Origin of the sequence: Pseudomonas sp. RG1, assembly GCF_025910115.1 — a bacterium.
GTDB classification, from domain to species: domain Bacteria; phylum Pseudomonadota; class Gammaproteobacteria; order Pseudomonadales; family Pseudomonadaceae; genus Aquipseudomonas; species Aquipseudomonas atacamensis.
In genome coordinates, this window is the sequence record NZ_JAPCIK010000001.1 from 146,377 (window position 1) to 161,183 (window position 14,807).

The 14,807-nt window shown below is 60.9% G+C and carries 12 protein-coding genes; 3 read left to right on the plus strand and 9 right to left on the minus strand.

Annotated features, from left to right (window positions below; translation table 11 throughout):
- Nucleotides 1–81: 81 nt before the first annotated feature.
- Nucleotides 82–1,422, plus strand: coding sequence for a hemolysin family protein (locus tag OK411_RS00710; RefSeq protein ID WP_016772486.1), 1,341 nt, complete (start codon nt 82–84; stop codon nt 1,420–1,422).
- A 172-nt stretch (nt 1,423–1,594) separates the two neighbouring features.
- On the opposite strand, the gene OK411_RS00715 is transcribed toward OK411_RS00710, so the two are convergent.
- The 8 genes from OK411_RS00715 to OK411_RS00750 all read right to left on the minus strand — a co-directional run bounded on the left by OK411_RS00715 (nt 1,595) and on the right by OK411_RS00750 (nt 12,345).
- Nucleotides 1,595–2,491 carry a peptidoglycan DD-metalloendopeptidase family protein gene (locus tag OK411_RS00715; protein WP_130901929.1) on the minus strand — a complete coding sequence of 299 codons (897 nt, stop codon included), beginning with the start codon at nt 2,489–2,491 and terminating at the stop codon, nt 1,595–1,597.
- 207 nt (nt 2,492–2,698) lie between these two features.
- Nucleotides 2,699–3,631 (minus strand): response regulator, encoded by a 933-nt coding sequence (locus OK411_RS00720; RefSeq protein ID WP_041476598.1) that lies wholly within the window; start codon nt 3,629–3,631, stop codon nt 2,699–2,701.
- A 189-nt stretch (nt 3,632–3,820) separates the two neighbouring features.
- Nucleotides 3,821–4,582, minus strand: coding sequence for a phosphate signaling complex protein PhoU (gene phoU / locus OK411_RS00725; RefSeq protein ID WP_016772483.1), 762 nt, complete (start codon nt 4,580–4,582; stop codon nt 3,821–3,823).
- A gap of 111 nt (nt 4,583–4,693) precedes the next feature.
- Nucleotides 4,694–5,527, minus strand: a complete 834-nt coding sequence (gene pstB / locus OK411_RS00730) for a phosphate ABC transporter ATP-binding protein PstB (RefSeq protein WP_016772482.1) — start codon at nt 5,525–5,527, stop codon at nt 4,694–4,696.
- Nucleotides 5,528–5,620: 93 nt separating this feature from the next.
- Nucleotides 5,621–7,291 carry a phosphate ABC transporter permease PstA gene (pstA, locus tag OK411_RS00735; RefSeq protein ID WP_016772481.1) on the minus strand — a complete coding sequence of 557 codons (1,671 nt, stop codon included), beginning with the start codon at nt 7,289–7,291 and terminating at the stop codon, nt 5,621–5,623.
- A 16-nt stretch (nt 7,292–7,307) separates the two neighbouring features.
- The gene (locus OK411_RS00740; protein WP_136493204.1) at nt 7,308–9,593 is read right to left on the minus strand and encodes an ABC transporter permease subunit; all 2,286 of its coding nucleotides are present in this window, start codon (nt 9,591–9,593) and stop codon (nt 7,308–7,310) included.
- 220 nt (nt 9,594–9,813) lie between these two features.
- Nucleotides 9,814–10,812, minus strand: coding sequence for a phosphate ABC transporter substrate-binding protein PstS (locus tag OK411_RS00745; RefSeq protein ID WP_264364268.1), 999 nt, complete (start codon nt 10,810–10,812; stop codon nt 9,814–9,816).
- 234 nt (nt 10,813–11,046) lie between these two features.
- On the minus strand, nt 11,047–12,345 hold the full coding sequence (locus OK411_RS00750) for an MFS transporter (RefSeq protein WP_016772479.1): 1,299 nt from the start codon (nt 12,343–12,345) through the stop codon (nt 11,047–11,049).
- Between the two features lie 377 nt (nt 12,346–12,722).
- Here OK411_RS00750 and OK411_RS00755 point away from each other — a divergent pair, with 377 nt between their 5' ends.
- Together OK411_RS00755 and OK411_RS00760 are read left to right on the plus strand one after the other, a co-directional pair.
- Nucleotides 12,723–13,127 carry an acyl-CoA thioesterase gene (locus tag OK411_RS00755; protein WP_003229628.1) on the plus strand — a complete coding sequence of 135 codons (405 nt, stop codon included), beginning with the start codon at nt 12,723–12,725 and terminating at the stop codon, nt 13,125–13,127.
- Nucleotides 13,128–13,184: 57 nt separating this feature from the next.
- On the plus strand, nt 13,185–14,084 hold the full coding sequence (locus OK411_RS00760; protein WP_264364269.1) for a D-hexose-6-phosphate mutarotase: 900 nt from the start codon (nt 13,185–13,187) through the stop codon (nt 14,082–14,084).
- Nucleotides 14,085–14,267: 183 nt separating this feature from the next.
- Here the strand turns inward: OK411_RS00760 and OK411_RS00765 are convergent, their stop codons facing one another.
- Nucleotides 14,268–14,804, minus strand: coding sequence for a DUF3299 domain-containing protein (locus tag OK411_RS00765; protein WP_016772476.1), 537 nt, complete (start codon nt 14,802–14,804; stop codon nt 14,268–14,270).
- Nucleotides 14,805–14,807 lie beyond the last annotated feature (3 nt).

Genomic DNA, 14,807 nt, shown 5'->3' on the forward strand with positions numbered 1-14,807 from the left:
CTACATTGGCTGACTTGTGCCTGCTTTTCAGGCGCTGTTTCTCCCTACTTTCGAATCACACGGAACCCGCAAAACTCCATCATGGACCCTTCCCCTGGCTTGTCCCTCGCTACCATTTTTGCCGACTTCGGCATGATTCTTTTTGCTCTGATCCTGGTTTTGCTCAACGGCTTTTTCGTTGCAGCGGAATTCGCCATGGTCAAATTGCGCTCGACCCGGGTCGAGGCTATCGCTGAACAACACGGCTGGCGCGGGCACATCCTGCGCACCGTGCACAGTCAGCTCGATGCCTACCTGTCGGCGTGCCAGCTCGGCATCACCCTCGCCTCCCTCGGTCTGGGCTGGGTCGGTGAGCCGGCGTTCGCGCATATTCTCGAGCCGCTGCTGAGCGCAGTCGGCGTCGACTCGCCCGAGATCATCAAAGGCGTGTCGTTCTTCACCGCGTTCTTCATCATTTCGTACCTGCACATCGTGGTCGGCGAGCTGGCGCCCAAGTCGTGGGCGATCCGCAAACCCGAGCTGTTGTCGCTGTGGACGGCGGTGCCGCTGTACCTGTTCTACTGGGCGATGTACCCGGCGATCTACCTGCTCAACGCCAGCGCCAACGCGATTCTGCGTATCGCCGGGCAAGGTGAACCCGGCCCGCACCATGAACACCATTACAGCCGCGAAGAACTGAAATTGATTCTGCACTCCAGCCGTGGCCAGGATCCCAGCGATCAGGGCATGCGCGTATTGGCCTCGGCAGTGGAAATGGGCGAGCTGGAAGTGGTGGACTGGGCCAACTCCCGCGAAGACCTGATCACCCTGGAATTCAACGCGCCGCTGAAGGAAATCCTGGCGATGTTCCGTCGCCACAAGTTCAGCCGTTATCCGGTGTACGACAGCGAGCGCCAGGAGTTCGTCGGCCTGCTGCACATCAAGGATCTGCTGCTGGAACTGGCGGCGCTGGACCACATTCCCGAGTCGTTCAACCTGGCCGAGCTGACCCGCCCGCTGGAGCGCGTATCGCGGCACATGCCGCTGTCGCAGCTGCTGGAGCAGTTCCGCAAGGGTGGCTCGCACTTCGCCGTGGTCGAGGAGGCTGACGGCAACATCATCGGCTACCTGACCATGGAAGACGTGCTGGAAGTGCTGGTCGGCGATATCCAGGACGAACACCGCAAGGCAGAGCGCGGCATCCTCGCCTATCAGCCGGGCAAGTTGCTGGTGCGTGGCGATACGCCGTTGTTCAAGGTCGAGCGCCTGCTCGGCATCGATCTCGATCACATCGAAGCGGAAACCCTTGCCGGGCTGGTTTACGAAACCCTGAAACGGGTGCCGGAAGAGGAAGAAGTGCTGGAAGTCGAAGGCCTGCGGATCATCATCAAGAAGATGAAAGGGCCGAAGATTGTTTTGGCCAAGGTGTTGATGCTCGATTGATGGGAGTTTGGGGGGCTCTTGTGGCGCGGGGATTTATCCCCGTTGGACGGCGCAGCCGTCCCAAAACCATTGAATGCAGTCAGTTAGTACAGAGTTGCAATATTTGGGGCCGCTTCGCGGCCCAACGGGGATAAATCCCCTCGCCACAAAAACCCTCAACACCCTATCGCGCCTACTGCTTGCCCAGCGCAAAGTTGGGCAACGCCCCCAGCGGCTGGTTGAACTGATAGGGAATCGACACCAGCCCTTCGCCGGTATTGCGCTGCACCACGAAGTGCAGGTGCGGGCCGCTGCTGTTGCCGGTGTTGCCCGACAGCGCCAGCGGGCTGGCGACCTTGACCCGCTGGCCTTCGCGCACGCTCACCGAACCCTGTTTCAGATGCAGGTATACGCCCATGGTGCCGTCGTCGTGCAGCACCCGCACGAAATTGCCGGAGGCATCGGTGCCGCGCCCGCTCTGGGAGTTCTCGGTCTTGACTACCACTCCCGCTCGCGCGGCGATGATCGGCGTGCCCACCGGCATGGCGATGTCCATGGCGTAGCGGTTTTTCGGCCCGTAGTGGCTGTACTGGCCGTTGGCGCCCTGGCTCAGGCGAAACGGCCCGCCACGCCAGGGCAGCGGATAGCGATAGCTCTGTGCGGTGCCTGCGGGGTCGCCCAGTGAATACTGGAACTGCGGCGAATACACCAGCGGCTGGTCACGACTGATCGCCGTCAGCAGCGCCAGCCGCGTGTTGCTGCGCGGTGGCAGCACACGACGGATCGCTCGCGACGGCGCGCCACGCACATTGCTCGTGCCGATGAAGGCCAGGGCAACCTCAACCGGCGCGTACAGATCGTTGCGCGCAAACACCACGTCGACGCCCTTCTGCTTCTTGATGTCCAGGTACACCTGGCGGTCGAGGCGCTCGACCATGCGGTCCTGAAACACGAACACTTTCGCGCCTTTGCTCGGGCGGTCGCTGTACGAGACCACGCCGTTGGCGTCGGTGGATTTGTAGATGGTCATGGCCATCGCCAGCTGGGAGGCCAGGCAGAGACCGCAGAAAAACAGCAGGCGCGCGAGCATGGGCAAAAGTCTGTCGAAGGAAGGCCTGGGAATCAGCCTAGCAGCTGAGACAGACCAGGCTAGTCGACAGATGTTTCAAAATGGCCAGCGCGGGAGATGGGTGGTGCTTTTGATGGCCCCTTCGCGAGCAAGCTCGCTTCCACAGGTTCGGTGTGATCTCTGTGGGAGCGAGCCTGCTCGCGAAGGCGGCCTATCGGGCGACGAAGCTTACGCGCCGGGTACGAAGTGCTTCTGCGCCGTGCCGCGGGCGATCAGGCGCGAGATGTAGTCGAGCTTCTGCGCATCCTGGTCGACGAAGCGGAAGGTCAGTTGCAGCCAGTCGCTGTCAGCTTTTTGCTCGTGGGCGACGATGGCGTGCAGATAACCGTTGAGCCGCGCGATCTCGGCGTTGTCACCCTGCTCCAGATCGAGCACAGCGCTGTCGAGGATCTGCGGCAGGGTTTCGGTGCGCTTCACTACCAGCAGGGCTTCCTTGATGCTCAAGGCCTTGATCACGCATTGCTGAGTACCGCTCGGCAGGCGCAACTGGCCCTGACCACGACCGCCCACCGGCGCCTTGGATGCACCGGGCGCCTGAACTGGCGGGCTGTTGAGCAAGCCGCGCGACGGTGCAGCGGCTGGAGCGGGTGCAGCAGCGGCAGGCCTGGCCGCAGCGCCGCCGACCACGGCAGGCTTGCCGCCGGTCAGTGCGCTCAGGGAATCGTTGCCGAATGCCGAATTCATCTTGGTCGGCGCGCTGTTCATCAAGGTGTCGAGCTTGCCGACCTTGTTCAGTGCCTGCTTGACCTTGGTCAGCAGCTGCTCGTTGGTGAACGGCTTGCTGACGTAGCCGGAAACGCCGGCCTGAATCGCCTGCACGACGTTTTCCTTGTCGCCACGGCTGGTGACCATGACAAACGGCATGGTCTTGAGGTTGTCCTGCTCGCGGCACCAGGTCAGCAGTTCGAGGCCGGACATTTCCGGCATTTCCCAGTCGCACAGCACCAGGTCGAAAGCCTCTTTGGCCAGCATGGCCTGGGCCTTTTTGCCGTTGATGGCGTCCTCGGTGCGGATCCCCGGGAAGTAATTACGCAGGCACTTTTTCACCAGGTCACGAATGAACGAAGCATCGTCCACGACCAACACACTGATCTTGCTCATCCAACACCCCTATTAAAATCCCGGCAAGCATAACGCTGGCTGATGGCACATTGCCAAAACTCTTCAGTCACGCCGGGACTTTTCGTTCGCGGGTGCTGCTTTTTAATGCGCTTTCCGATCCGTATCTGCCTCCGAAAAGCAGAAACAAAAACGCCCGGCCAGAGGGCCGGGCGCTTTTCTCAGGCAATCTTACTTATCGTCAGCTTCGCCCGGAACATTAGCGGTTTCAGCGCTTGTGCCTTCAACTTCTTCTTTCATGCGCTTGAGGCCCATGTGGCGCACGTCGGTGCCGCGCACCAGGTAGATCACCAGTTCGGAGATGTTGCGCGCATGATCGCCGATGCGCTCCAGCGAACGCAGGACCCAGATGATGCTCAGCACCCGCGAGATAGAGCGCGGGTCTTCCATCATGTAGGTGGCCAGCTCACGCAAAGCGGTTTTGTATTCGCGGTCGATGATCTTGTCGTACTGCGCCACCGACAAGGCCAGATCGGCGTCAAAACGGGCGAAGGCGTCCAGCGCATCACGAACCATGTTGCGCACCTGGTCGCCAATGTGACGAACCTCGACGTAACCGCGCGGCGCTTCACCTTCTTCGCACAACTGGATGGCGCGGCGGGCGATCTTGGTGGCTTCGTCGCCGATACGCTCAAGGTCGATCACCGACTTGGAAATGCTGATGATCAAACGCAGGTCGGAGGCTGCCGGCTGACGACGGGCGAGAATGCGCAGACATTCTTCGTCGATGTTGCGTTCCATCTGGTTGATCTGGTCATCGATCTCACGGACCTGCTGAGCCAGGCCGGAGTCGGCCTCGATCAGCGCAGTGACCGCGTCGTTGACCTGCTTCTCGACCAGCCCGCCCATGGCAAGGAGGTGGCTGCGCACTTCTTCCAGTTCGGCGTTGAACTGCGCGGAAATGTGATGGGTTAAACCTTCCTTCGAAATCATGATTTGCTCCGCAAAAGCCATGAGCTGCAAGCTACAAGCCGCAAGCTGATTTGTGTCGTACTCGAACCGCTCTTACTTGCCGCTTGAAGCTTGCGGCTTGCAGCTGCACGGTTAGCCATAGCGACCGGTGATGTAGTCTTCGGTCTGCTTCTTCGCCGGATTGGTGAACAGGGTATCGGTGTCGCCGAATTCCACCAGTTTGCCCATGTACATGAACGCGGTGTAGTCGGACACCCGTGCCGCCTGTTGCATGTTGTGGGTAACGATGACGATGGTGAACTTGGACTTCAGCTCGTAGATCAGCTCTTCGACTTTCAGTGTCGAGATCGGGTCGAGAGCCGAGCACGGTTCGTCGAGCAGCAGCACTTCCGGCTCAACCGCGATGGTGCGCGCGATCACCAGACGCTGTTGCTGACCACCGGACAGGCCGAGGGCCGAGTCGTGCAGACGGTCTTTGACCTCGTCCCACAATGCCGCGCCTTTCAACGCCCACTCAACGGCTTCGTCGAGGATGCGCTTCTTGTTGATGCCCTGGATGCGCAGACCGTAGACGACGTTCTCGTAGATGGTCTTCGGAAACGGGTTGGGCTTCTGGAACACCATGCCGACGCGACGACGCAGTTCGGCCACGTCTTCGCCCTTGCGATAGATGTTGTTGCCGTACAGGTTGATCGCGCCCTCGACACGGCAGCCGTCGACCAGATCGTTCATCCGGTTGAAGGTACGCAGCAGCGTCGACTTACCGCAGCCGGACGGGCCGATGAACGCGGTTACGCGCTGTTTCGGGATGTTCATGCTGACGTCGAACAGTGCCTGTTTCTCGCCGTAGTACAGGCTCAGGCCCGGTACTTCGATGGCAACGGTTTCCTGCGCCAGGTCCAGGCTCTGCTTGTCGCGGCCCAGGGCAGACATGTTGATGCCGTGGCTGTGTGTTTCGTGCTGCATGGGTCTCACTCCGTTCGTAGCTGCAAGCTTCTGGCTGCAAGCTGCAAGTTTGAGCAAAAGCGGCTTGTAGCTTGCCGCTTGTGGCTAATGGCTTTAGCTATCCAGTGCTTTGTATTTTTCGCGCAGGTGGTTGCGGATATACACCGCCGACAGGTTCAGCGTCGCGATCACCAGCACCAGCAGCAGCGCGGTGGCGTACACCAGCGGGCGGGCTGCTTCGACGTTGGGGCTCTGGAAGCCGACGTCATAAATGTGGAAGCCCAGGTGCATGATCTTCTGGTCCAGGTGCAGGTACGGGTAGTTGCCGTCCACCGGCAGCGACGGCGCCAGTTTCACCACACCCACCAGCATCAGCGGCGCCACTTCACCCGCGGCACGGGCCACGGCGAGGATCATCCCGGTCATCATGGCCGGGCTGGCCATCGGGATAACGATTTTCCACAGCGTCTCCGCTTTGGTCGCGCCGAGAGCCAACGAACCTTCACGCACAGTGCGGGGAATCCGCGCCAGACCTTCTTCGGTCGCCACGATCACCACCGGCACGGCCAGCAGCGCGAGGGTCAGCGAAGCCCAGAGCAGGCCCGGCGTACCGAACGTCGGCGCCGGCAGAGCTTCAGGGAAGAACAAGCGGTCGACCGAGCCACCCAGCACGTAGACGAAGAAGCCCAGACCGAACACGCCGTAGACGATCGCCGGTACGCCGGCGAGGTTGTTCACCGCGATGCGAATAACGCGAGTCAGGGTGTTCTGCTTGGCGTATTCGCGCAGGTACACCGCAGCCAGCACGCCGAACGGGGTCACGATCATCGCCATGATCAGGGTCATCATCACGGTGCCGAAAATCGCCGGGAAGATCCCGCCTTCGGTGTTCGCTTCACGCGGGTCGTCGGAGAGGAATTCCCAGATCTTGCTGAAGTAGAAACCAACCTTGGTCAAGGTGCTCATGCCGTTTGGCTGGTAGGCATGCACGACTTTGCCCAGACCGATTTCGATTTCCTTGCCGTTGGCGTCACGGGCGGTCAAGGCGTCGCGGTTGAACTGTGCATGCAAATCAGACAGACGTGCTTCGATGTCTTTGTAGCGCGCGTCCAGCTCGGCGCGCTCGGACTCCATGTCTGCTTGTGCGGTGGCGTCGAGTTTGCCTTCCAGCTCGAGCTTGCGCCCATGCAGTCGGATGCGTTCAAGACCGGCGTTGATTGCGCCGATGTCGGTTTTTTCCAGCGTCTTCAGTTGAGCCGCGAGATCGTTCACCCGATCGATGCGCGCTTGCAGCTCAGGCCATGCGGCCTCGCCCTCGGCGATGACCTTGCCATCCTGTTTGACGTTGACCAGATAGCCGTAGAAGTTGCCCCACTCGCGACGCTCGATCGCCATCAATTCTGGAGGTGTGGTCTGCTTGGTCAGCCACTCGCCGACGATCCACGTGAAGTCATTGCCGTTCAGGTCACGGTTGCCGACCTTGATCAGCTCGCGGGTCATGAATTCCGGACCTTCGTCCGGCACCGGCAGACCGGCGCTCTTCAGACGTGCGCGCGGCACTTCTTCTTTCTGCACCACTTCGCCGATCACCAGGTGATTGGCCTGGCCCGGTACGTCGTAATGGGCGTGGATCAGGTCCGCCGGCCAGAAGTGACCGAGACCGCGCACGGCAATCACCGCCAACAGGCCAATGGTCATGATGACCGCGATGGACACCGCGCCACCGCTGATCCAGACGCCCGGGGCGCCGCTCTTGAACCATCCTTTCAGGGAGTTCTGTTTCACAGACTTCTACCTTTGCTTAAAGCGACGAGTATTTCTTGCGCAGACGCTGACGAATCAGTTCTGCCAGGGTGTTCATGACGAAGGTGAACAACAGCAGCACCAGCGCCGAGAGGAACAGCACGCGGTAGTGGCTGCCACCGACCTCCGACTCGGGCATTTCCACCGCGACGTTGGCGGCCAGGGTGCGCAGGCCTTCGAACAGGTTCATCTCCATCACCGGGGTGTTGCCGGTGGCCATCAGCACGATCATGGTTTCGCCGACCGCACGGCCCATGCCGATCATCAGCGCCGAAAAGATGCCCGGGCTGGCGGTCAGGATCACCACGCGGGTCATGGTCTGCCACGGCGTCGCACCAAGGGCCAGCGAACCCAGGGTCAGGCCGCGCGGCACGCTGAACACGGCGTCTTCGGCGATCGAGTAGATGTTCGGGATCACCGCGAACCCCATGGCCAGACCGACCACCAGAGCGTTGCGCTGGTCGTAGGTGATGCCCAGGTCGTGGGAGATCCACATGCGCATGTCGCCACCGAAGAACCAGTTCTCCATGAACGGACTCATGTACAGCGACAGCCAGCCCACAAACAGGATCACCGGAATCAGCAGCGCACTTTCCCAACCGTCCGGGACTTTCAGGCGGATCGATTCGGGCAGGCGGGTGAAGGTGAAACCGGCGACCAGAATGCCGATCGGCAGCAACATCAGCAGGCTGAAGATGCCCGGCAGATGGCCTTCTACGTACGGCGCGAGGAACAGGCCGGCGAAGAAACCGAGGATCACCGTCGGCATCGCTTCCATCAGTTCGATCACCGGTTTGACCTTGCGGCGCATGCCCGGGGCCATGAAGTACGCGGTGTAGATCGCCGCAGCGACGGCCAGTGGCGCGGCCAGCAGCATGGCGTAGAACGCGGCTTTCAGGGTGCCGAAGGTCAGCGGCGAGAGGCTCAGTTTCGGTTCGAAATCGGTGTTGGCGGCGGTCGATTGCCAGACGTACTTAGGCTCGTCGTAGTTCTCGTACCAGACCTTGCTCCACAGCGCGCTCCACGATACTTCCGGGTGCGGATTGTCGAGCAGCAACGGCTGCAGCTTGCCGCCGGCTTCGACGATCACTCGGTTGGCGCGCGGCGACAGACCAAACAGGCCCTGGCCTTCAACCACCTGATCAACCAGCAACGTGCGGTGTGCAGTGCTGTGGAACACGCCGAGCTTGCCGCTGGCATCAAGGGCGAGGAAGCCTTTGCGGCGCTCTTCGGCAGCGATTTCAACGATCGGCGTGGTGCCCATCTGGAAGGTGCGGATCTGCTTCAGACGCTGCTCGCCATCGGTATCGCGAGCCATGAACCACTGGGCCAGACCGCCCTTGGAATCGCCGACGATCAGTGAGATACCGCCGACCAGCTGCGCGGTGGCGGTGACTTGGGCGTCAGCGTTTTCCAGCAGTTTGTAGCGCCCGTTGAGGCTCTTGTCGCGCAAGCTGAACACGTCGGCCTGGGCACGACCGTTGACCACGTACAGCCACTGCTGGCGCGGGTCGACGAAGATGTTTTTCACCGGCTCGGTCATCTGCGGCAGATCGATACGCGTCTGCTCGTTGGTGACTTCGCCGGTCATCATGTTTTCTTCGCTGGTCAGCGACAGCACATTGAGTTGCGAGCCGGTGGAGCCGACCAGCATCAGCGTCGAGTCGGTGGCGTTGAGGCTGACGTGCTCCAGCGCACCACCGCTTTCGTTCAGCGCGATCGGTGCCTCGCCATAGGGATATTCGATGGCCGGGCTGATGGTTTTCTTGCCATCGGGGTAGCTGACTTTATAGGTATGACGGAACACCAGCGCCTGACCGTTGGACAGCCCCACGGCCACCAGCGGATGACCCGGCTGGTCTTCGCCGATAGATGTCACGGTGGCGCCCGCAGGCAGCGGCAGATCGACACGCCTCAATTCAGCGCCACTGTCGAGATCGAAGAACAGCGCCTGGCCCTTGTCGGACACACGCATGGCTACCTGATTCTGCTCTTCGAGCGAGATCATCAGCGGCTTGCCGGCGTCCTGCATCCAGGCCGGGGTGATCGAGTCTTTCGCGGTCAGGTCGGCACCTTGAAACAACGGCGCTACAACGTAAGCGAGGAAGAAGAAGATCAGGGTGATGGCCGCGAGCACCGCCAGGCCGCCAACGAGGACGTACCAACGGGTGAAGCGATCCTTGAGCGCGCGGATGCGGCGCTTGCGTTGCAGCTCAGGCGTATTGAAATCAATGCGCTTGGGAGGGGAAGACGTAGTCATTGGGGAATTGGCCAGATCATTCATGCGCACACCCTAGCGATCCTGTATGACAGAAAGATGACAGTGCAGTGACGCAGCAAATCCGCCAGCCGGAAGTCCGGCAGCGGAGTCGAGAATTTGGTGGTTGCAGGAGCGCTTCTGCTCGCCAAGGCGTCGGGTCAGTCACATCGATGCTGCATGTGACCACCCCTTCGCGAGCAGGCTCGCTCCCACAGGAGTCCGGCTTCAGGCCGGCCTCAGGGTGTTACTTCTTGGCGACCGCGCCGCCTTCTTGCAGACCGAGGTCAGCCAGTGCCTTGGCAGCAACCTTGGCTGGCAGCGGGATGTAGCCGTCTTTCACTACCACTTCCTGGCCCTGTTTCGACAGCACCAGCTTCACGAACTCGGCTTCCAGCGGGGCCAGAGGCTTGTTCGGGGCTTTGTTGACGTAAACGTAGAGGAAGCGCGACAGCGGATACTTGCCGTTCAGGGCGTTTTCTTCGGTGTCTTCGATGAACTCGCCGCCTTCTTTCTTGGCCAGAGCGACGGTTTTCACGCTGGCGGTCTTGTAGCCGATGCCCGAGTAGCCGACGCCGTTAAGCGAGCTGCTGATCGACTGCACCACCGACGCCGAACCTGGTTGTTCGTTGACGTTAGGCTTGTAGTCGCCTTTGCACAGGGCTTCTTCCTTGAAGTAGCCGTAGGTGCCGGACACCGAGTTACGGCCGAACAGCTGGACCGGCTTGTTGGCCAGGTCACCGGTTACGCCCAGGTCGCCCCAGGTCTTGACGTCAGCTTTGGCACCGCACAGGCGCGTCGAGGAGAAGATCGCATCGACTTGAGCCATGGTCAGGTGCTTGATCGGGTTGTCCTTGTGCACGAACACCGCCAGGGCATCCACGGCAACCGGGATTGCCGTCGGCTTGTAGCCGTACTTCTGTTCGAAAGCCTGCAGCTCGTTGTCTTTCATCTTGCGGCTCATCGGGCCCAGGTTGGCGGTGCCTTCGGTGAGTGCAGGTGGCGCGGTGGAAGAACCGGCAGCCTGAATCTGGATGTTGACGTTCGGGTATTCTTTTTTGTAGTTCTCAGCCCACAGGGTCATGAGGTTGGCCAGGGTATCGGAACCGACGCTGGACAGGTTGCCCGACACACCAGTGGTCTTGGTGTAGCTCGGGATAGCAGGGTCAACAGCGGCGAACGCGTTGGCATTCGCAACGCCAGCAGCGACAAAAGTCATTGCCGCCATCAAACGCTTCAGTTTCATGCCTTACTCCTAGCAGATAGGGTGTGTTAAGTCGGGGCCAAGTATCAGCAGGCCATGTGAACACTCTATGGCTGAAATATGACAATTGGATGAAAGGCCAGCATCGGGTTTTGCTGGATGATTTGTGGCGTCCCCATTCGCGAGCAGGCTCGCTCCCACAACTGAAATGCATTCCAACTGTGGGAGCGAGCCTGCTCGCGAAGTGGCCGGTATTGGTGGAGTAGATCCTGGGCTTTAGCGCCCCTTCTTCCACAGCCACGCCCCGACCAGAATCCCCATCCCGCACAGCACCGCAACATAGTAGGCAGGGCCCATAGCGCTTTCTTTCAGCAGCAGACTGACCACCATTGGCGTCAAGCCACCGAAGATCGCGTACGCGACGTTGTACGAGAACGACAAGCCACTGAAGCGAACCACCGGCGGGAACGCTTTGACCATCACGTACGGCACCGCGCCGATGGTACCGACCAGCAAACCGGTCAATGCGTACAGCGGGAACAGCCAGTCCGGGTGGTCGGCGAGGCTGTGGTAGAAGGTCCAGGAGCTGATCAGCAGACCGAGGCAGCCAAAGACGAAGACGCGACCGGCGCCGAAGCGATCGGCCAGCGCGCCGGCGCCAATGCAGCCGAGGCTGAGGAACACGATGGCCAGGCTGTTGGCTTGCAGCGCCGTGGTCGGCGAGAAGTGGTAGACCGTTTGCAGCACGGTCGGGGTCATCAGAATCACCACGACGACGCCAGCCGAGAGCAGCCAGGTCAGCAGCATCGAAATGGCGATGGCGCCGCGATGATCACGCAGCACCGCGCGCAACGGCACTTCTTCGGCCAGTGCCTTGCGCAATTGCAGTTCGGCGAACACCGGAGTTTCGTGCAGCCAGCGGCGCAGGTACACAGAGAACAGGCCGAACACGCCGCCGAGCAGGAACGGGATCCGCCAGGCGTAATCCGACACTTCGGCTGGGGTATAAATGCTGTTGATTGCCGTGGCGACCAGCGAGCCGAGGAGGATCCCGGCAGTCAGGCCGCTGGTGAGCGTGCCGCAGGCATAACCGATGTGCTTTTGCGGTACGTGTTCGGAAACGAAGACCCACGCCCCCGGCACCTCACCGCCAATCGCCGCACCCTGGATCACCCGCATCAGCAGCAACAGGATCGGCGCCCAGATGCCGATCTGCGCGTAGGTCGGCAGCAGGCCCATGATCAGGGTCGGCACGGCCATCATGAAAATGCTCAGGGTGAACATCTTCTTGCGCCCCAGCAGATCACCGAAGTGCGCCATGACGATGCCGCCCAAAGGGCGCGCCAGATAGCCGGCAGCAAAGATGCCGAAGGTCTGCATCAAGCGCAGCCACTCGGGCATGTCGGCCGGGAAGAACAGCTTGCCGACGACGGTGGCGAAGAAAACGAAGATGATGAAATCGTAGAACTCCAGCGCCCCGCCGAGGGCGGACAGCGACAGAGTCTTGTAGTCATTGCGGGTCAACGGTCGTGCGGGTTGCTCGGGCTGCGCGAGGCTCGAAGGCGCTGTGGTCATGGCAAGGGCTTCTCTTATAGTCGAATCTGTCGCCACAACAACGCTGGCGGTGGCTCGGACAGGTTCGGCACCATAGCAAATTGTTCGAAAAAGCACATAGAGGCGCGTAATTGACGGTCGAAATCAGAACCGGGTGGTCGTCGCGGGGTCTATCGACCGATATACTCGCCACCTGCGCAGGATTTGTAAGAGGTTGCTGTGCGAAAACGTTGTTGGCCCGTCCTTTGCTCGGGATTTAGCCTTTTTCGCAGAGTTTCCCTTTAGGCGCCTGATGGAAAACGTGACGAACGCAGTGTGTTCGGTGTTGAATCGTTTTTCTTGAAGACGGCTACCACCCGCAATACCCACGAAGAGTCACGGGTCAGAGGCCCCTCGGCATGATAGAGCTCGAACAAGAAGATCCGATCCCACAGGGCGACCTGGCCCTGCAAATCACCGCACTTCCCCGCGAAACCAACGGCTTTGGCGATATTTTCGGCGGCTGGCTGGTCGCGCAGATGGATCTGGCCGGCACTGCCATGGCCAGCCGGGTGGCCGGTGGCCGCGTTGCCACTGTCGCCATCGACCGCATGGCGTTTCTCGTCCCGGTCGCCGTCGGCGCGCAGTTGTCCTTTTATACCCAGACCCTGGAAATCGGCCGCAGCTCGATCCAGATGATGGTCGAAGTGTGGAGCGATGACCCACTCTCCAGCGAATGGCGCAAGGTCACCGAAGCGGTTTTCGTCTTCGTCGCCATCGACGGCAGCGGTCGCACCCGTTCGGTGCCGCCACGCGCGCGTTAAACCTCGCGGCCGTTTTGCGGTCGATAGTCGTCCCCAGTGTCTGATCGAGAGTTGCCCATGAACACGCCCAACGTTGAAGCCGTGAAACAGGATGAACTGAACTGCTGGCGCATCCGCCACGGCAAGGCCGAAGTGCTGGTGGCCCAGCAAGGCGCGCACATCCTCAGTTATCAGATCGACGGCCAGCCGCCGATCATCTGGCTCAACGACAAGGCCGAGTTCAAGACCGGCAAGAGCATCCGCGCCGGCGTGCCGGTGTGCTGGCCGTGGTTCGGCAAATTCGAACGCAACCCGAGCAGCGTGCAGGCCATGTACACCGGCGAGCAGCCGGCCCCCGCGCACGGCCTGGTGCGGGCGATGGACTGGGAATTGGGCAACATCGAGTCAGAGGCTGACGGCATCAAGGTCGAATTCAAGCTGCCCTACCCGGAAGGTGGCCTGCCGGGCTGGCCCCACGAGGTCGATCTGACCCTGACCCTGCATCTGGCGGATCAACTGCATTACAGCCTGACCAGTCATAACCGTGGTACTGACACCGTCACGCTGAGTCAGGCGCTGCACACCTATTTCGCCGTGAGTGACGTGCGTAATGTGCATGTCGACGGCGTGGCCGGGCTGAATTACATCGAGACCCTGGATGACTGGAACACGGCCAGCCAGAGCGGCGATCTGCATTTCGCCGGCGAGACCGACCGCATCTACCTCGACGTTCCGCCGCAATTGAGCATCGTTGATCCGACCTGGGAACGACGCATCGTGCTGACCTCTACCGGCTCGCGCACTGCGGTGATCTGGAACCCATGGATCGACCGCGCCGCCGCCCTGCCGGACATGGACAACGATGGCTGGCAGCGCATGCTGTGCATCGAAACGGCGAATGTGATGGATGATCTGGTGACCCTGGCGCCGGGGGCGAGCCATACGATGGGTGTCAGCGTAGCTGCTACGCCGCTCTAGGAATGTGGCGAGGGGATTTATCCCCGCTGGGTCGCGCAGCGGCCCCCGCTTTTTTTAAATCAAAAGCTGGGGCCTGCTGCGCAGTCCAGCGGGGATAAATCCCCTCGCCACAGATAAATCCCTTCACTACAGATAAATCCCCTCACCACAAAGGCTCGCTCCCAAATTTATGTGCGGCGCGCTTTAGAGATCAGCCTCCTGCACCACCCGCACCTTCTCCGCCTCCAGCGCATACGCCGCATCAGCGAGGTCATTGCTGACCTTCTCGATTTTCAGCGTGCCGGTCACCCACAGCGGTGTGTAGATATCGTCCAGCTTCAAACCCTTCGGATATCGCACCAGCACCAATTGATTGGGCGGCGGTGGCGGAACATGGATGCAGGCGCCCGGATACGGCACGAGGAAGAACAACGTGCTGCGGCCCTTGGCGTCGGATTCCAGCGGCACCGGGTAACCACCGATGCGGATGTGCTTGTCGTTCATCGACGCCACGGTTTTCGTCGAATACATCACCGCTGGCAGACCTTTGGCCTGCTTCATCCCACCCTTCTCGGTGAAAGTGCCGGTGGCTTCGGGGGAGTTGTGGTCGATTTCCGGCATAGCCTCGAGGGCCTTTTGATCCGACTTGGGCATCAGTTCCAGCCAGTCGGTTTCCGGCAGTTCGCCGGCGTGGGCGAGATAGCTGCCCAGCAAGAGGAGAGTCAACAGAAGACGGCGCATGAA